The following is a 15,998-nucleotide window of genomic DNA, read 5'->3' on the forward strand; positions in this document are numbered from 1 at the left end:
AAGCCCGCATAAGCTCACTCATCATGCGTGCCATGTTGATCGTCAATCCGATTGCCACCACCATCACGCCGAGCGCCCGCCTGCTGGTGACACGCGCCCTGGGCAATCGCCTTGACCTCACCATCGAGCCCACCAACTACTCGGGGCACGCCGAAGAGCTCGGTCGCAAGGCCGTCGCCGACGCGTTCGACCTGGTCGTCGTCCACGGCGGGGACGGAACGGTCAATCAGGTGGTCAACGGCATGCTCGGCCGGCCCGGCACGCCCCAGTCAGGGCCGGTCCCGGCGCTGGGCATCATCCCCGGCGGGTCGGCGAATGTGCTGGCCAGGGCGCTGGGCATCCCCCGGGACGCATCCGGCGCGACCGACCAGCTCATTGCGCTGCTGGACTCCTACCAGCATCACCACGAGTGGCGCCGCATTAGCCTGATCGACTGCGGCGAGATATACGCGCTGGTCAACGCCGGCATGGGGGTGGATGCGGAGGTGGTCCGGGCCGTCGAAGAGGAACGCAAGAAGGGCCACAAGATCACCCCGGTGCGCTACTGGCGGGTGGCGACTCCCGTCTCGGTGCGCTTCAGCCGCCGCGAACCCAACCTGATTCTGGAACGGCCCGACCACGAGCCGGTCTCCGGCGTGCACTTCGTCTGGGTGTCCAACACCAGCCCCTGGACCTACAGCGACGACCGGCCGATGGTCACCAACCCCGGCTGCAGCTTCGAGTCGGGGCTGGGCCTGTTCGCGCTCACCGAGATGAAGCTGATCCCCACCCTGCGACTGCTGCGCCAGCTGCTCGCCAAGCGGCCGAAGCTGGAAGCCAAGCAGCTCATCCGCGACGATGACATCGACCACATCCGGGTCGGCACCATGACCGGTCCGGCCGCCTGCCAGTACGACGGAGAATACCTCGGCCTGCGCGAAACCATGACGTTCCGGTCCGTTCCGGCCGCTCTCGCGGTCGTCGCGCCACCGCCAAAATAAGCCCTCTGAGCTGCGCAAATCAAAGATGTGACAAGCCCGCGATGAAAAATGGGGCGAAATTCGGCAGTTAGTGTAGTACAACTGAGTAAGGGCCTGGGTAAGAGATCGGCAAAGTGAGATACCCCACGGGCTCACGTAACACTATTGACATCTGTTGAGCCTGTGAAACGATCAAAAGGTTGCATGCAGAAATATGCAGAGGTACGGAAACCTTTCTTGCGCACGCTCAACAGCCAAGAAGAAAAAATGCCCGTGCGCGGTGCTGCGCACTTAGTGAGGAGTAGCAACTAATGGATTGGCGCCACAGGGCGGTCTGCCGTGACGAGGATCCGGAGCTGTTCTTCCCGGTAGGGAACAGCGGCCCGGCACTCGCGCAGATCGCTGACGCGAAACTGGTCTGTAATCGGTGTCCGGTGACGACAGAGTGTCTCGGATGGGCTCTGAACACGGGTCAGGACTCGGGCGTCTGGGGTGGGATGAGCGAAGACGAGCGGCGCGCACTCAAGCGCCGCAACGCCCGGACGAAGGCCCGAAGCGGAGTCTGACAACTCAGCTAAGCAGCAATACGGCCCCGATGAAATCGGGGCCGTATTGCTGCGTGCTCACACCAGCAGCCGCCCCATGCGGCCGATCGGAACCCGCAACACCACGTCGGTTCCGCGGTCGGGGCCTTCCCGCATTCCCAGGGAGCCGTCCAGCTCCGCGGACACCAGCGTCCGCACGATCTGCAGACCCAGGCTGTCGGACTTCTCGAGGCTGAATCCCTCGGGCAGACCACGCCCGTCGTCGTGCACCACGACGTCCAGCCAGCGCGCCGAGCGTTCCGCGCGAATGGTCACCGAGCCACCGGTGGCCGACGGATCGAAGGCGTGCTCGATCGCGTTCTGCACCAGTTCGGTGATCACCATGATCAGCGCCGTCGCCCGGTCGGAATCCAGCACACCCAGGTCACCCACCCGGTTGATCCGGATCGGCCGGTCCACCGACGCCACGTCGTTCATGATCGGCAGGATCCGGTCGATAACCTCGTCCAGGTTGACCTGCTCGTCCACCGACATGGACAGCGCGTCGTGGACCAGCGCGATCGACGACACCCGGCGCACCGACTCGATCAGGGCCTCGCGGCCCTCAGCGTTGACGGTGCGGCGGGCCTGCAACCGCAGCAGCGCGGCCACCGTCTGCAGGTTGTTCTTCACACGGTGATGTATCTCACGAATCGTCGCGTCCTTGGAGATCAGCGCGCGGTCGCGCCGCTTCACCTCGGTGACATCGCGGATCAAGATCGCCGCGCCGACGTTCTCCCCGTGCACCACCAGCGGCAGCGTCCGCAGCAGCACGGTGGCGCCACCGGCGTCCACCTCCATACGCATGCTCGAGCCGCCGGCCAGCAGGTTGAGCACGTGTTCGGCCACCTCTTGGGCTTCGAACGGGTCGGAGATCAGGGGACGGGTGACCTTGATCAGGTTGTGGCCCTCGAGTTCGCTGGAAAGGCCCATCCGGTGGTAAGCCGACAGCGCGTTGGGGCTGGCGTAGGCGACGATGCCTTCGACGTCGAGGCGGATGAACCCGTCTCCCGCACGCGGCGTCGAACGCGACATGGCGACGTCGCCTACGTCGGGAAAAGTCCCTTCGGCGATCATGTGCAGCAGGTCGACAGCGCATTCCCGGTAGGCCGTCTCCAGGTGGCCCGACATCCGCTGCGCGGCCAGCTCGGTCTGATGCTGGGTCAGCACCGCCACCACCCGGCCGCCGTAGCGAACCGGCGACGCCGCGATATTGGGGCCCGGCAGCTGCCACGAATGTTGTTCGCCCGCATCGCTTTCCTGGATGGCGACACTGCTGGTGAAGGTGTCGGCAACCAACGGCAGCCGCTCGGCGGAGACGACGCTGCCGACCGCGTCGGTCTGCAGGACCGTGGGCGCGGTGTTGGGCCGGCACTGCGCGACGCACACCAGCATCCCGTCGTCACGGCGGACCCACATCAGGTAGTCGGCGAAGGAGAGGTCGGCCAGCAGCTGCCATTCCCCCACTACGGCATGCAGGTGGTCGACGGCGTTGCCGGGCAGAACCGTGTGCTCGGCGAGCAGATTACCGAGAGTGGACATGCAGGTACGTGAAGCCCAACGGCTAGCTGATCACGGCTATGAGGTCGCCGGCCTGGATGACGTCGCCGACGGCGACGCTCACCTTGCTGATGGTGCCAGCGATCTCGGCCAGGACCGGAATCTCCATTTTCATGGACTCCAGCAACACCACGACGTCACCCTGGCCGATTTGGTCGCCTTCGTTGACCACGACTTCGAGCACGCTGGCCACGATCTCGGCGCGAACCTCCTCGGACATCATCACCCCACTCGTATCGGCCGCTTCTGCGTATATCGAACCATAAGGCCGGCCGGGGTGGCGGCGCGCGGGCTCATGAGGGCGCGTCGCCGTCCGCATGAGACACTGGAAGGCAACCCGGCGGCCCGCAGGCCGCCCAGTACCGCCAGATTCAGACGAAACGAGGTTCCATCATGGCCAAGCGTGGCCGCAAGAAGCGTGACCGCAAGTACAGCAAAGCCAACCACGGCAAGCGCCCCAACGCCTGACCCGCGTCAGGCCTGAAACTCCCCCCGGACGATCGTCGTCCGGCGGATCTCCAGCCGTAGGCGCTCCCGCAGGCTGTCGGGCGCCTTCTCACCACTGCACTTGGTGGCGATCAAAGCCTTGAGCCGTTCCTCGATGCCGTAGTGCTGGAAGCATCCCGGGCATGCCTCTAGGTGCCTACGCAGGCTTTCCTTCTTCTCCGGGGTGCATTCACCGTCGAGCAGCGTCCATACCTCGGCGATCACCTCGGCACAGCCGAAGGCGCCGTGGTCGTCGTGCCCGCTGGGCCGACCGCAGGACTCACTCATGACGACACCTCCTCGTGTGCCTGTTCGCCGCGGATAAAGCCGCGATCCTTGGCCACGTCGGCCAGCAATTCGCGCAGCTGACGCCGGCCTCTGTGCAGCCGGGACATCACGGTACCGATCGGCGTGCCCATGATCTCGGCGATCTCTTTATACGGAAAACCTTCGACGTCCGCGTAGTAAACAGCCATCCGGAATTCTTCCGGCAGCGCCTGCAACGCCTCTTTGATTTCGGTGTCGGGCAGCCCCTCGAGCGCCTCGACCTCGGCCGACCGTAATCCGGTCGAGGTGTGCTCGGCGTTGGCCGCCAGCTGCCAGTCGGTGATCTCCTCGGTCGGATATTCCGAGGGCTGACGCTGTTTTTTGCGGTAGCTGTTGATGTAGGTGTTGGTCAGGATGCGGTACAGCCACGCCTTGAGGTTGGTGCCCTCGCGGAACGACCGGAACCCGGCATACGCCTTGACCATGGTCTCCTGCAGCAGGTCCTCGGCGTCGGCCGGATTCCGCGTCATGCGCAGCGCACCGCCGTAGAGCTGGTCGAGCAGCGGAATCGCGTCGCGCTCGAAGCGCGCCGTCAACTCGGCGTCGGTCTCCTCCGCGGGCACGGCACCGTCGGGCCCGGTCGCGCCATCGATGTCGGCCATCTTGATTAACACGGTCCCTTCGGTTGCGGCGTCGCCGGAGCGCTCAAACCACGCCACCGGACTCGCAAGGAAGCGATCCAACCGCTCCGCACCCAAGAGGCTCGTCGCAGTTGACACCGAACTCCCTCCTTCAATCTAAAGGCCGCCACCGACTCGTGCAGTCACCGCCTCTCACAACGGCAATTTCCGGCGCGCTATTTCCGGGCCTTGATCCCGCGGTCTGCCCCGATCGAACGTGGCGTTAATGTGACGGCCATGTCCCTTAACGGCAAAACCATGTTCATCTCCGGCGCCAGCCGCGGTATCGGCCTGGCGATCGCCAAACGCGCCGCTCAAGACGGCGCCAACATCGCCCTGATCGCCAAGACCGCCGAGCCGCACCCCAAGCTCCCCGGCACGGTGTACACGGCCGCCAAGGAGCTCGAGGAAGCGGGCGGACAGGCCCTGCCGATCGTCGGAGACGTCCGTGACCCGGACTCGGTCGAGTCCGCCGTGGCCAAGACCGTCGAGCAGTTCGGCGGCATCGACATCTGCGTCAACAATGCCTCGGCCATCAACCTCGGATCGATCCTCGAGGTCCCGATGAAGCGCTTCGACCTGATGAACGGCATCCAGGTGCGCGGCACCTACGCCGTGTCGCAGGCCTGCATCCCGCATCTGAAGGGCCGCGAGAATCCGCACATTCTGACGCTGTCGCCGCCGGTGCTGCTCGGCAAAGAGTGGCTGAAGCCGACGGCGTACATGATGGCCAAGTTCGGCATGACGTTATGCGCCCTGGGGATCGCCGAAGAGATGCGCGAAGAGGGCATCGCCTCGAATACCTTGTGGCCGCGCACCCTGGTGGCCACCGCCGCGGTGCAGAACCTGCTCGGCGGCGACGAGGCGATGGCGCGCGCCCGCAAGCCCGAGGTGTACTCCGACGCCGCCTACGTCATCCTCAACAAGCCGTCCCGGGAGTACACCGGCAACATGGCGCTGTGCGAGGACGTGCTGCTGGACTCCGGTGTCACTGACCTCTCGGTCTATGACTGCGTGCCCGGCGGCAAGCTCGGCGTCGACTTCTGGGTGGACGGCGTCAACCCGCCGGGGTACTCCCAGCCCTGACGTGGCCGCCGCCGCGACACCGGCTCTGGCGGCACTGGGCAAAGCCGGTGTGCCGCACCAGGTGGTGAAGTACGACCACGATTCCCGCGAACGCTCGTTCGGCACCGAAGCGGTGACCGCCCTCACCGAGTCCGAAGGCATTGCGGCAGAACAGATCTACAAGACGCTGATCATCGAGGTGACCGGTGGCCTGGCGGTGGCCATCGTGCCGGCGTCCGCGAAACTGTCGTTGAAAGCAGCAGCCGCAGCGCTGGGGGTCGGTAAAGCCGCCATGGCTGATCCCGCTGTCGCCGAACGAACGACGGGCTATGTGCTGGGCGCCGTTTCGCCGTTCGGGCAGCGTAAGCGGTTGCGCACCGTGCTCGATTCCGGCGCGCTGTCGTGGACGACGATCTATTGCAGCGCGGGCCGCCGCGGTTGGGACGTGGCGGTGTCGCCGCAGGATCTGATCCGGCTGACGGGAGCGGTCACCGCGGCGATCCAGGCGTAGCGGTCAGGAACTGCTCGATGACCGGCGCCAGTTCGAGCGCGTTGTGTACGACGTCGATGTGCCCGCCCGAGTGCAGGTGCAGACGCGAGTGCGGCAGCAACCGATGCATGATGTGCGCGTTGACCACCGGGATGATCGGATCGTCGGTGCCCGCCACGATCAGCGTCTGCTGACGCACCGCGCGCAGGGCGAACAGGCTGGTCCAGACGGAGCCGGCGAGCAGCTGGTGCAGGTAGCCGACCTTTGATCCGGCATGCACCTGTCTGAGGAAGAGCCGTGCGACGTCCTCGCCGTGGGTGCGGACCGTTCCGCCGTACAGCTCGCCGGCGATGAGCCCGGCGTAGCTGGGATCCGAGAAACGGCGCGGGGTAACCATTTTCGCGAGCACGCGCGGGTGTGCCGGCACCATCAGCGCGCCCGTCCCGGTCGCCACCAGTACCAGCCGCCGGCACCGGCGCGGATTCTGGAACGCGAACTGCTGCGCCAGGGCACCGCCCCAGGACAGCCCGAGAACGTCCACCACCCCTATGCCCAGCTTCGTCAGCACCCGGCCCAGCACCCAGGAAAGATAGGGGAAGCCGTAGGGCAGCGGCGATGTCGGCGAGCCGCCGGTGCCCGGGACATCGAATCTGACCACCGGGCAACTCAATTGATCCACTAGCGGGTCGAGCACTTCGAGGCTGGCGCCGATACCGTTGCACAGCACCAGCGGAACTCCGGTTCCGGGCCGAACCTCGACCCGGATCCGCTGACCGCCTGCGGTGACGTAGTGGCTCATTTTTCCATCACATAACTGCCGGGTGCCGGCCCCAGCGGCGGAAGGCCATCCCCGCCAAGGGCTTTGGGCGCGTCGACCTCGGGACCGCTGCGCTGCGCCAGCCATTCGACGTAATGCGGCCACCAGGAGTCGGCGAATTTCTCGGCGGCGCCCAGCCACTGCTGCGGGTCCTCGTCGCCGACCGGGCCGACGCGGTAGGAAGCCTTCGGGTTGCCCGGCGGGTTGACCAGCGCCGCGATGTGGCCACTGGTCGACAGCACGTAACTGTTGTCCTTGCTGCCCAGCAGACGGGCGCTGCGGTAGGTGGCCTGCCACGGCGAGATGTGGTCGGCGACGCCGCCGATCACGTAAGCGTCCGACGTGATCTTGCCCAGGTCGACCGGACTGCCCAGCATGCTGACCGCACCGGGGGTGACCAGCGCGTTGCGCAAACCCATCAGCACCATGTCGCGGTGCAGGGCGGCAGCCATCCGGGTGGTATCGGCGTTCCAGAACAACACATCGAACGCGGCCGGCTTACGGCCCTGTACATAGTTGTTCACCACATACCGCCACACCAGATCGGTAGGCCGCAGCCAGGCGAACATCTCGGCCATGTCGCGTCCGTCGAGGAATCCCTTCTTGGCCGACACCCGAATCGCGGCCTGTGCCGCGCGATCGCTCATGGCCGCCGCGGCGAATCCGGCTCGGGTCTCGTCCAGAACCGTGACCGCCAAAGTCAGCCCGGCGACTCGGTCGCCCACGCCGATCTCGGCCAGATGGGCAGCCGTCATGGCCGCAAGGATGCCGCCCGAGCAGGTCGCCAGCAGATGGGTGCTGTCGGTGCCGGCGATCTTCTGCACCGCGTCCATCGCTTCGATGATCGCCGCGCCGTAGGCGTCGAAACCCCAGTCCCGGTGCCGCGCTTGCGGATTACGCCACGACATGACGAACACCTGCTGACCCTGCGCGACGAAGTACTCGATCATGCTGCGGCCCGGCGCGATGTCCATGACGTAGTACTTGTTGATCACCGGCGGCACCATGAGCAGCGGAATTTCCCGCACCTTCGCGGTCTGCGGTGCGTACTGAATCAGTTCGAACATCGAGTTCTGCAGCACCACAGCCCCCTTGGTGACGGCCACCGTCTCCCCCACCACGTAGGCATCGGGCTCTACCATCGCCGGCACCCGCGGCTTCGACAGCATGTCGCGGGCAAAGGCTTTCAGCCCCCGAACGGCGCTCAGGCCGCCGGTGTCGATCAGGGCTTTCCAGCCGAGCGGGCTGATCAGCGGATTGTTGCTGGGCGCGAGGCCCTCGACCAGGTTGTCCAGGACGAACTGCATCTTCTCCTGGTCGCGCCAGTCGAGTGCGGCGTCCTCGAGCAGCCCGCCGGCGGTCTCCGCCCCGGCCAGGTAGGCCTGCATGATCCGGTGCAGCAGCGGATTCTCCTGCCACGCAGGGTCACTGAAGCGTTTGTCGGCGCGCGCCGGAGCGCGATGTGACTTACCCGTGGTGATGTTGCCGAGTTCGCGGGTCAGCGTGCCGACCCGGTCCGCGACGGCGCCGGGGTGTTGCGCGAGGTTCCCGGCGACCCGCGCCCAGGTTGCGTCGGGCAGCATCCGGCTGAAGAAGGGCCGGGTGGCGCTGGTGAGCAGCAGGTCCAGGGGTGCGGCCAGTTCGTCTGGTTTGGGTTGGGCGGCCATGATCAGCAGGTCCTTTCGGTTGTCGGAATGGTGATGTCGCGCTTCTGGACCTTGCCGGTCGGTCCCTTGGGCAGCTCGTCGACGAGCCAGACCACGCGCGGATATTTGTAGGCGGCGACCCGCTCCTTGACGTGGTCGCGCAATTGCTCGGCGGTCACCGTGGCGCCCTCCTTCAGGGCGACCGCGGCGCCGACTTCCTCCCCGAGCGAGTCATGCGGGAGGCCGATGACGGCGGCTTCGGCGACCGCCGGATGCTCGTAGAGCACTTCTTCGATCTCGCGCGGATACACGTTGTAGCCGCCGCGGATGATCAGGTCCTTGATGCGATCGACGATGTAGTAACAGCCGTCGTCGTCGACACGCCCGACGTCGCCGGTGTGCAGCCAGCCGTCGTCAGTGATGGTGGCTTGGGTGGCTTCAGGCAGGTTCCAGTAGCCCTTCATCACGTTGTGGCCGCGGATCTGGATCTCTCCGGTACCGCCACGGGCGACCTCGACTCCGCTGAGGTCGACGACCCGCATTTCGACGCCGTCGATGGGCGTGCCGATCGAACCGGGCTTACGTGCGCGGTCAGGATGATTGAAGGCGGCCGCCGAGGAGCTTTCGGAGAGCCCGTACCCTTCGAGAACGGTGCAGCCGAAAGTCTTCTCGAAGTCGGTGAGAACCTGCACGGGCAGCGCGGCGCCGCCGGACACGCAGGTCCGCAGACTCCGCGTCGCCCCTGCCGGCGCTTCGGCTGCAGCGCCGAGCAGCGCAGAGTACATGGTCGGCACTCCCTCGAAGATCGTGACGGCGTCGCGCTCGATCACGTCGAGCGCCCTGCGGGGGTCGAAGCGGGGCATGAGCGTCAACGTCGCACCCGCGAGCACCGCGCTATTCAGCGCGCCGGTCAAGCCGAATACGTGGAACAGCGGCAGACAACCCATCACCACATCGTCCGGACCGATCTTCGCCAGCGTGCGCACCGTGACGTCGGCGTTGTGACCAATGTTGCCGTGAGTCAGCATGGCGCCCTTGGGTTTTCCGGTGGTCCCCGAGGTGTGCACGATGACGGCCACGTCGTCGGCGCCGCGCTGGACCGGGCTCTGCTGGGCGGGTAGGTCGGCGATCAGGTCGGCCAGTCCGGCGTCGTCAACCAGCCAGCACCGGGCGCCGACCTCGTCGGCACCGGCGGTGGCCTCCGCGGCGAACGTTGGGGTTGCGAACAGCGCCGCGGCACCGGTGTTGGAAAGGTAGTAGGTAACCTCGCGGGCCTTGAGCAAAGGGTTCATCGGCACCGCGATGGCGCCCCGGTACATGATCCCGAAGAAGGCGATGGCGTAGGCGGGGGTGTTGGCCAGCATCAGCCCCACCCGGTCGCCGGGCTCGATGCCGGCCCGCTCCAACAGCGTCGCCACCCGCGCGGCCGCGGCGTCCAACTGGGCGAAAGTGACCTGCAGGTCATCGCAGCGCAGCGCGATGCTTTCGGGATAAAGGTCCTTCGACACAACGAGATTGGTGCTCAATGCGGTCATGGAATGCCTCCGGGAAATGCTGTTCTGGGCCTGACTCCAGCGTCGTGCCGGCGGCTGCGCACGACAATGTTCGGGCAAACAACGTCAAGCCTTCTTCGGTGTGACCGCGCACATCGGGCCTACAGTTTGTGCATGGCCGTCGGCACCACGGTTGACCCGCACGTCATCGAACTCGGCAGGCTCATGTTGGCCCGCGCCCCGAGTTTGGGTGAAGCCATGGCCGAACAGCTGTGCCGCGAGATCGACGCGTACAGCGACGGGACCGTCGTGACGAAGGACGAAGTACGCGAAAGCTGCGTCGCGAACCTGACATTCATCTTCGACTCGCTCGCTGATGATTCCGATGCCGATGCGGACGTAGCGCCCGCCGAGCGCACCGGCACCGCGCGGGCGATCAGCGGTGTGCCATTGCCGGCGGTGATGACCGCCTACCGCATCGGCTTTCGCTTCATGTGGGAGCAGACCCTCGCCGTGGCACGCGCGGCGGCAATACCCACCGACTCGATCCTCAATGCCACCTCCCGGGTCTTCTTCGCGCAGGAGAGGTTCACGCAGGCGATGAGCGACGCCTACCGCCAACAACTGACGGTGCAGATCCTGGAACGGGAAGAAGAAAGATCGGCAGTGGTGGAGGCGTTGCTGACGCGCCGGATGACCGACCGGCAGAGTCTGTGGGAGGCCGCGGACCTGTTACGGCTGCCCACCTCGGGCCCCTACGTGGTGGTGGCCGCGGTGCTACCTGCGATCGGCAAACTGGGTCTGCCGGCCATCGAGAACAAGCTGTCCGCCCGTGACATCCGGTCGGCCTGGCGACTGCTGCCCGAGCTTCAGGTCGGCATCGTCCATGTGCGGGAACCGGCCCACACCCTCGACGCTCTTGTCGAGGTGCTCCGGCAGGCCGCCAAAGCACGGGTGGGAATCAGTCCGCCGTTCCACGAACTGCCCGAGACCGCTGACGCGTTGCGCTACGCGCGGCTCGCGGCGGGGGGCAACTCGCCGGAACTGGTCACCGCTTTCGATGACACACCGCTCGCCCTCGCAGCGGTCAGCGCGCCCGAGGTCATGACGCGGATCAGATCGTCGGTGCTGGGACGCCTGGACGCCATGCCGGCCGAGGAACGAGCAGTCCTGATCGATACCTTCCGGGCGTGGCTGGATGTCGGCGGCTCGGCGAATGACACTGCGGCGCAGATCTATTGCCATCCGAACACGGTGCGGCACCGGCTGCGCCGCATCGAGGAGCTGACCGGCAGGACACTCACACGTCCCAGGGACGTCGCGGAACTCTGTCTTGCGTTCGAAGTTGAGCAGCGGCTGTATTGACTACCGGTAGTTGTAGAACCCCTCGCCCGTCTTGACCCCGAGCTTGCCCGCGTCTACGTACGAGTGCAGCAGGTCGCGCACGTTCTCGGGCAGATGCGGAAACTCCTGCGCGTAGTTGTTCTCGATGTCGAGCACCACGTCCAGGCCGACCAGGTCCATCATCTGGAACGGCCCTACCGGGAAGCCAAAGTTGACCTTCCAAATGCCGTCGACGTCTTCGGGACGGGCGACACCCTCGGCCACGACGGCGAGGCACTCGCGCTTGATAGCGGCCCATACCCGGTTGAAGATAAACCCGGTGCACTCCTTGCGAGCTTCGAAGGGATGCACTCCGAATTCGGGAAGCACGGCCAGCAACGTGTCGAGCAGACCACGGTCGGTCTGGCCGTTCGACATCAGTTCCAGCGCGTTGAACTGGGGCGGCATATTGAAGTGCATGTTGCACAGCCGTGTTTTGTCGCGGACGTTTTCGGCCATCAGCCGCGACGGGAACGACGACGAGTTGGTGGCGAAGATGGTGTCCGGCGGCGCGGCTGCGTCGATCTCGCCCCAGAGCGGAATCTTGATGTCCAACCGCTCGGGCACCGACTCGATGGCCAGCCAGGCACCGTCCAGCGCCTCCTGCAGCGTCGCAGCGCCGACGGCGGCGCCCGGCTCTCCAAAACCTCGGTCTTGCAGGAGCTTCGGCAGATTGTCGGTGACGTACCCGACTGCCTCGGCCCGCTGTTCGGGACGGCGTGCGTAGATCCGCACCGTGCCCCCGCGGCTGGCCATCATCAATGCGATGCGGCGTCCCAACGTGCCGGCGCCGATCACCGCGACGGGCCGGTCCTGGATTTCTTCGAACGTGTGGGTGTACTTGCCGGTCACATACGCATGTTAGGACGTGTTGGCCCTGACCGGATTCACAGCCCATTGGGATCTATGTCCCAGTCTCGCCTCATAACATCGTGCTTGGACGGACTCACGGAATACCTTCCGAGAGATTTTGCCCAACCAGTAGAGCCGACAATGGAATTCACAGTAGAACCTGCCTTCTTGCCCCGGCTGCAGCATGCCGGACTACCGATGGCCGCGGACCGTGGCGTCGGGTGGAGGGCGTTGCGGGATGCAGGGCCGGTGGTGTTCATGAACGGCGCGTATTACCTGACCCGCCGTGAGGATGTGCTGGCGGCGTTAGGCGATGCCAAGCTGTTTTCAGCACAACTGGCGCTTCAGCCACCCGGCAGCCCGGTGCCGGTGCTGCCGTCCGCATTCGACCCACCACAGCACACTCGCTACCGCAAGATCCTTCAGCCGTTCTTCAGTCCCCACGCCCTGGCGAAGCACCAGCCGGTGATGGAGCGCCACGCCGCTGACATGATCGCTGCACTCGCGGACCGGGGCGGATGCGAGGCGATGGGTGATTTCGCACGCCTCTACCCGTTCCAGGTTTTCCTGGACCTCTACGGGCTGCCAGTGCGGGACCGCGACCGGGTGATCGCCTGGAAAGACGCCGCGGTGGTCGGCAAGCCGGAAGGACAGGAGTTGCTGTCCTATTTCGCCGACGCCATCCGGCAACGCCGGACCACGCCGGGACGTGACATGTTGTCGCAGATCATGGCGGACCCGGGCGACCTCAGCGACCTCGAACTGCTTGGCATGAGCCATCTTCTGGTGCTGTCCGGGCTCGACACCGTGGCAGCGGCCATCGGATTCTCGCTGTTCGAATTGGCCCGCAGGCCAGGACTGCGCGCAGAGCTTCGCGAGGATCCCGAGCAGATCAGGGTCTTCATCGAAGAGATCGTTCGTCTCGAGCCCGCCGCGCCGTTGGCGGCGCGGGTGACCACCGACTTCGTCCACGTGGGCGGCATGACGCTTCCTCCTGGCACACCGGTACGGCTGTGCACTGCGGCGATCAACCGCGACGGCAGCGACGCAATCTCCACCGATGAGCTGGTTATGGACGGAAAAGTGCACCGCCACTGGGGATTCGGCGGCGGGCCGCACCGCTGCCTGGGTTCCCACCTGGCGCGGATCGAGCTGAGCGTGATCATCGCTGAGTGGCTGCGCCAGATCCCCGACTTCGAACTGCCGCAGAACTACACTCCCGAGATCGAATTCCCGTCGAACTCCTTTGCCCTCAAGGCGCTGCCGCTGAGTTGGAGCTGAGCGCTAACCGGCGAACGGTGGGCGGGTCATGACCGTGGGACGGACGCCGTATTTGGGACTTGCGCCGCCCTGACCCATCCCCGGGCCGGCCAGCGGCATGCCGCCGAGCAGGTTGCCGGGCCCTGCGGCGTCGGACGAGGCGGGTGCGAGGTTCTCCACCACGAGCGGCCCCGAATGTCCGGTCACCGGGTTCGCCCCGGCCCAAGTCGGGGGGACCGACAATTTTCCGATAGACGCGGCGTTACCCAGTCCGGCCGACGTCGGCCCACCGCCACCGCTAAGCATTCCGCCCAGACCTCCCAGACCCTTGGGAACGGCGGCCGCGGCATCCGGCGCCGCGCCGCCGATCGCTCCCGTGGTCTTGGCAATCTGCACCCCGAAGTTGGCCATACCGACGCTGAAGTACGGCAAGCCTTCGGTGTTGTACCAGAGGGCGGAGTAGCTGTTATAGCCGGTAACCAGGGTGCCGAGGTTGTTGGGCAGCGTGTTCTGCCCGCTCAACAGGAACCAGATCTCGGTGAGCACCGGATTGGACTGGATCGACGAAAGGGGCGACGCCAGACTCTGCAGCTGATTCGGCAATCCGTTGATCAATTGAGTCAGCGTGGACTGCGCGGTACCCGCTGAGCCGACTCCGCTGGTAACGGCGGTGGCTTGCAGTGCCTGGGCGGCCGGGTTGGCGATCTGAGGTGCCGCGGTGAAGGGCGCCAGCCTGGTCGCTGCCGCGGACTGACCCGCGTATCCGTACATGGCGGTGGCGTCCTGTGCCCACATCTGGCCGTACTGCGCCTCGTTGGCTGCGATGGCACTGGCGTTCTGGCCCAGCAGGTTGGTGTTCAGCAACTGCGTCAGCTCAACACGATTGGCCGCCACCAGCGGCGAGGGCACCGTCGCAGCGATCGCGGTCTCGTACGCCGCCGCGGCCAGTCGGGCCTGTGTGGCCGCTTGTTCGGCTTGCTCCGCGGTCGTGCTCAGCCAGGCCAGGTAGGGTATGGCGGCCCGTGCCATCAGTGCCGACGCCGGCCCCAGCCACTCTTCCCCGCTCAGTGTGGCCAGCACCTTGTCATACCCGCTTGCAGCCGAATTGAGTTCTGCTGCAAGCGCACTCCAGGCCGCTGCCGCACTCATCAGTGGGCCTGACCCCGGGCCCGAATACATCAACGCCGAGTTGATCTCCGGCGGTATAGCTCCAAAATCCAGCATGTTGACCCCTTATCTGTTCCTGGTCGCTTCATCCGGCCGACGGCGGGCGGGTTACCACCTTGTAGCGCAGCCCGTACTTGTGGACATAGCCTGCGGTTCGTCGTCCTCCGGCCCCGGTAGGCATCCCACCGAGCACGGTGTTGCCCGTTCCCGATGTCGAAGTGGTTTGGAGGGAAACATCTTTCGCGACGACGGACGGATTGGCTGCTGGCGACCAAGAGGCCCAGTTCGGCGGAACCGACAGCGTCCCGACCTTGCCTGCCTGACCCGCACTCGCCGACGCGGCGCCACCGGACCCCAGATGGGCGAACTGTGGCGTCGGGTACCAGGCGCCGCCACCTCCGGCCGTGGTTCCCCCGGGTCCGAACGTCAAAGTCTGGTCGAGGTTGTAGCCGTGGTAGCCCGTTCCGTAGGCGTTATAAATCTGCAAGAGGTTGTGGAACCACGTGTAGTACGTGGCCTGGTTGATGCCGGAGGTATTCCACGCGGTGGGTATCTCGTTCAACGGCCACGGCAACGCCGATGGGTTTGTCATGAAATCCGTGAGAAGCTGCTGCAACGACTGGGGCGCGGTGGTCGCCGAACCCGTCGACGCGACCATCTGGGCGGAGTTCCCGGCCGGCGTCGCGACGGCCTGCGCAACCGCGACGTTCTGACCCCCAATTGCATTGGGGGCCATCGTATTCGGCGGCGATGTGAACGGAGTCAGGTCCCGGGCGGTCGCCGACGCGGACGCGTAACCGTACATGGCGGCGGCATCTTGGGCCCACATCTCCATGTACTGGGCCTCGGTGGCCGCGATCGCCGGAGTATTCTGGCCGAAGAAGTTCGTCTCGATCAGCGTCATCAGCAGAATTCGGTTGGCTGCCACTATATTTGGAGGCACCGTCATCGCAAACGCTGCCTCGAAGGCACCGGCGGCCAGCCGCGCCTGACTGGCAGTCTGTTCGGCCAGCGCCGCCGCCGCACCGAGCCAGCTGACATACGGGGCGACCGCAGACATCATCGCAGCCGACGCGGGCCCAACCCACGGGGCGCTGTTCAGCTCCGAGAGTTTGGAGCTGTAGCCGGCCGCTGCGGTGTCCAATTCTGCGGCCAGTTCGTCCCAGGCCGCCGCGGCCAGCACCATCGGCTCTGCTCCCGGCCCGGAATACATCCGGCCGGAGTTGATTTCGGGCGGCAACGCACCGAAGTCGAACACCTGATCCCCCTGTTCTCCGCCAAAACCGGAT

At 65.9% G+C, this 15,998-nt stretch carries 17 protein-coding genes; 7 read left to right on the top strand and 10 right to left on the bottom strand.

The genetic code is table 11. From position 1 onward, the window contains the following. Window positions 1–23 precede the first annotated feature (23 nt). Window positions 24–980 carry a diacylglycerol kinase family protein gene (locus QXK92_RS12485; RefSeq protein WP_306241924.1) on the top strand — a complete coding sequence of 319 codons (957 nt, stop codon included), beginning with the start codon at window positions 24–26 and terminating at the stop codon, window positions 978–980. A 290-nt stretch (window positions 981–1,270) separates the two neighbouring features. Further along, complete coding sequence (gene whiB1, locus QXK92_RS12490) at window positions 1,271–1,525, top strand: transcriptional regulator WhiB1 (protein ID WP_036353357.1); 255 nt, start codon at window positions 1,271–1,273, stop codon at window positions 1,523–1,525. A gap of 57 nt (window positions 1,526–1,582) precedes the next feature. Here the strand turns inward: whiB1 and QXK92_RS12495 are convergent, their stop codons facing one another. Continuing rightward, window positions 1,583–3,085 (bottom strand): sensor histidine kinase, encoded by a 1,503-nt coding sequence (locus QXK92_RS12495; protein WP_306241925.1) that lies wholly within the window; start codon window positions 3,083–3,085, stop codon window positions 1,583–1,585. 22 nt (window positions 3,086–3,107) lie between these two features. Then, the gene (locus tag QXK92_RS12500) at window positions 3,108–3,323 is read right to left on the bottom strand and encodes a biotin/lipoyl-binding carrier protein (RefSeq protein ID WP_306241926.1); all 216 of its coding nucleotides are present in this window, start codon (window positions 3,321–3,323) and stop codon (window positions 3,108–3,110) included. A gap of 173 nt (window positions 3,324–3,496) precedes the next feature. Between QXK92_RS12500 and QXK92_RS34105 the strand changes: the two genes are divergently transcribed. After that, window positions 3,497–3,571 carry a 50S ribosomal protein bL37 gene (locus QXK92_RS34105; protein WP_089025046.1) on the top strand — a complete coding sequence of 25 codons (75 nt, stop codon included), beginning with the start codon at window positions 3,497–3,499 and terminating at the stop codon, window positions 3,569–3,571. Between the two features lie 6 nt (window positions 3,572–3,577). On the opposite strand, the gene rsrA is transcribed toward QXK92_RS34105, so the two are convergent. After that, complete coding sequence (rsrA, locus tag QXK92_RS12505; protein WP_306241927.1) at window positions 3,578–3,877, bottom strand: mycothiol system anti-sigma-R factor; 300 nt, start codon at window positions 3,875–3,877, stop codon at window positions 3,578–3,580. Further along, a complete protein-coding gene (locus QXK92_RS12510) occupies window positions 3,874–4,518 on the bottom strand; it encodes a sigma-70 family RNA polymerase sigma factor (protein WP_306244376.1) in 645 nt (214 codons plus the stop codon). Before QXK92_RS12510 ends, rsrA begins: the two co-directional genes overlap by 4 nt. Window positions 4,519–4,773: 255 nt before the next feature. On the opposite strand from QXK92_RS12510, the gene QXK92_RS12515 reads away from it, so the two are divergent. Next, window positions 4,774–5,622 carry an NAD(P)-dependent oxidoreductase gene (locus tag QXK92_RS12515; protein ID WP_306241928.1) on the top strand — a complete coding sequence of 283 codons (849 nt, stop codon included), beginning with the start codon at window positions 4,774–4,776 and terminating at the stop codon, window positions 5,620–5,622. A gap of 1 nt (window position 5,623) precedes the next feature. Continuing rightward, on the top strand, window positions 5,624–6,112 hold the full coding sequence (locus tag QXK92_RS12520) for a YbaK/EbsC family protein (protein ID WP_306241929.1): 489 nt from the start codon (window positions 5,624–5,626) through the stop codon (window positions 6,110–6,112). Here QXK92_RS12520 and QXK92_RS12525 read toward each other — a convergent pair. The 3 genes from QXK92_RS12525 to QXK92_RS12535 are packed head-to-tail and all read right to left on the bottom strand — an operon-like array spanning window position 6,090 to window position 10,089. Beyond that, the gene (locus QXK92_RS12525) at window positions 6,090–6,890 is read right to left on the bottom strand and encodes an alpha/beta fold hydrolase (protein WP_306241930.1); all 801 of its coding nucleotides are present in this window, start codon (window positions 6,888–6,890) and stop codon (window positions 6,090–6,092) included. The genes QXK92_RS12520 and QXK92_RS12525 overlap by 23 nt on opposite strands. Continuing rightward, the gene (locus QXK92_RS12530) at window positions 6,887–8,575 is read right to left on the bottom strand and encodes an alpha/beta hydrolase (RefSeq protein WP_306241931.1); all 1,689 of its coding nucleotides are present in this window, start codon (window positions 8,573–8,575) and stop codon (window positions 6,887–6,889) included. Before QXK92_RS12530 ends, QXK92_RS12525 begins: the two co-directional genes overlap by 4 nt. A 2-nt stretch (window positions 8,576–8,577) precedes the next feature. Beyond that, a complete protein-coding gene (locus tag QXK92_RS12535) occupies window positions 8,578–10,089 on the bottom strand; it encodes a long-chain fatty acid--CoA ligase (RefSeq protein ID WP_306241932.1) in 1,512 nt (503 codons plus the stop codon). 132 nt (window positions 10,090–10,221) lie between these two features. Here QXK92_RS12535 and QXK92_RS12540 point away from each other — a divergent pair, with 132 nt between their 5' ends. Beyond that, window positions 10,222–11,412 carry a CdaR family transcriptional regulator gene (locus QXK92_RS12540; protein WP_306241933.1) on the top strand — a complete coding sequence of 397 codons (1,191 nt, stop codon included), beginning with the start codon at window positions 10,222–10,224 and terminating at the stop codon, window positions 11,410–11,412. Here the strand turns inward: QXK92_RS12540 and QXK92_RS12545 are convergent, their stop codons facing one another. Next, the gene (locus QXK92_RS12545) at window positions 11,413–12,282 is read right to left on the bottom strand and encodes a 3-hydroxyacyl-CoA dehydrogenase family protein (RefSeq protein WP_306241934.1); all 870 of its coding nucleotides are present in this window, start codon (window positions 12,280–12,282) and stop codon (window positions 11,413–11,415) included. 141 nt (window positions 12,283–12,423) lie between these two features. Here QXK92_RS12545 and QXK92_RS12550 point away from each other — a divergent pair, with 141 nt between their 5' ends. Continuing rightward, window positions 12,424–13,563, top strand: a complete 1,140-nt coding sequence (locus tag QXK92_RS12550) for a cytochrome P450 (protein WP_306241935.1) — start codon at window positions 12,424–12,426, stop codon at window positions 13,561–13,563. A 3-nt stretch (window positions 13,564–13,566) separates the two neighbouring features. Here QXK92_RS12550 and QXK92_RS12555 read toward each other — a convergent pair whose 3' ends face one another. Further along, window positions 13,567–14,763, bottom strand: coding sequence for a PPE family protein (locus tag QXK92_RS12555; protein ID WP_306244378.1), 1,197 nt, complete (start codon window positions 14,761–14,763; stop codon window positions 13,567–13,569). A gap of 31 nt (window positions 14,764–14,794) precedes the next feature. Next, window positions 14,795–15,967 carry a PPE family protein gene (locus QXK92_RS12560; RefSeq protein ID WP_306244379.1) on the bottom strand — a complete coding sequence of 391 codons (1,173 nt, stop codon included), beginning with the start codon at window positions 15,965–15,967 and terminating at the stop codon, window positions 14,795–14,797. Window positions 15,968–15,998 lie beyond the last annotated feature (31 nt).

Source organism: Mycobacterium sp. TY815 (assembly GCF_030755135.1).
Lineage (GTDB): Bacteria > Actinomycetota > Actinomycetes > Mycobacteriales > Mycobacteriaceae > Mycobacterium.

Excerpts from the sequence above, each read along its gene's own strand:
- QXK92_RS12485 (WP_306241924.1), top strand. The coding sequence starts at position 24 with ATGCGTGCCATGTTGATCGTCAATCCGATTGCCACCACCATCACGCCG.
- whiB1 (WP_036353357.1), top strand. The coding sequence starts at position 1,271 with ATGGATTGGCGCCACAGGGCGGTCTGCCGTGACGAGGATCCGGAGCTG.
- QXK92_RS12495 (WP_306241925.1), bottom strand. The coding sequence starts at position 3,085 with ATGTCCACTCTCGGTAATCTGCTCGCCGAGCACACGGTTCTGCCCGGC.
- QXK92_RS12500 (WP_306241926.1), bottom strand. The coding sequence starts at position 3,323 with ATGTCCGAGGAGGTTCGCGCCGAGATCGTGGCCAGCGTGCTCGAAGTC.
- rsrA (WP_306241927.1), bottom strand. The coding sequence starts at position 3,877 with ATGAGTGAGTCCTGCGGTCGGCCCAGCGGGCACGACGACCACGGCGCC.
- QXK92_RS12510 (WP_306244376.1), bottom strand. The coding sequence starts at position 4,518 with ATGGCCGACATCGATGGCGCGACCGGGCCCGACGGTGCCGTGCCCGCG.
- QXK92_RS12515 (WP_306241928.1), top strand. The coding sequence starts at position 4,774 with ATGTCCCTTAACGGCAAAACCATGTTCATCTCCGGCGCCAGCCGCGGT.
- QXK92_RS12525 (WP_306241930.1), bottom strand. The coding sequence starts at position 6,890 with ATGAGCCACTACGTCACCGCAGGCGGTCAGCGGATCCGGGTCGAGGTT.
- QXK92_RS12530 (WP_306241931.1), bottom strand. The coding sequence starts at position 8,575 with ATGGCCGCCCAACCCAAACCAGACGAACTGGCCGCACCCCTGGACCTG.
- QXK92_RS12535 (WP_306241932.1), bottom strand. The coding sequence starts at position 10,089 with ATGACCGCATTGAGCACCAATCTCGTTGTGTCGAAGGACCTTTATCCC.
- QXK92_RS12540 (WP_306241933.1), top strand. The coding sequence starts at position 10,222 with ATGGCCGTCGGCACCACGGTTGACCCGCACGTCATCGAACTCGGCAGG.
- QXK92_RS12550 (WP_306241935.1), top strand. The coding sequence starts at position 12,424 with ATGGAATTCACAGTAGAACCTGCCTTCTTGCCCCGGCTGCAGCATGCC.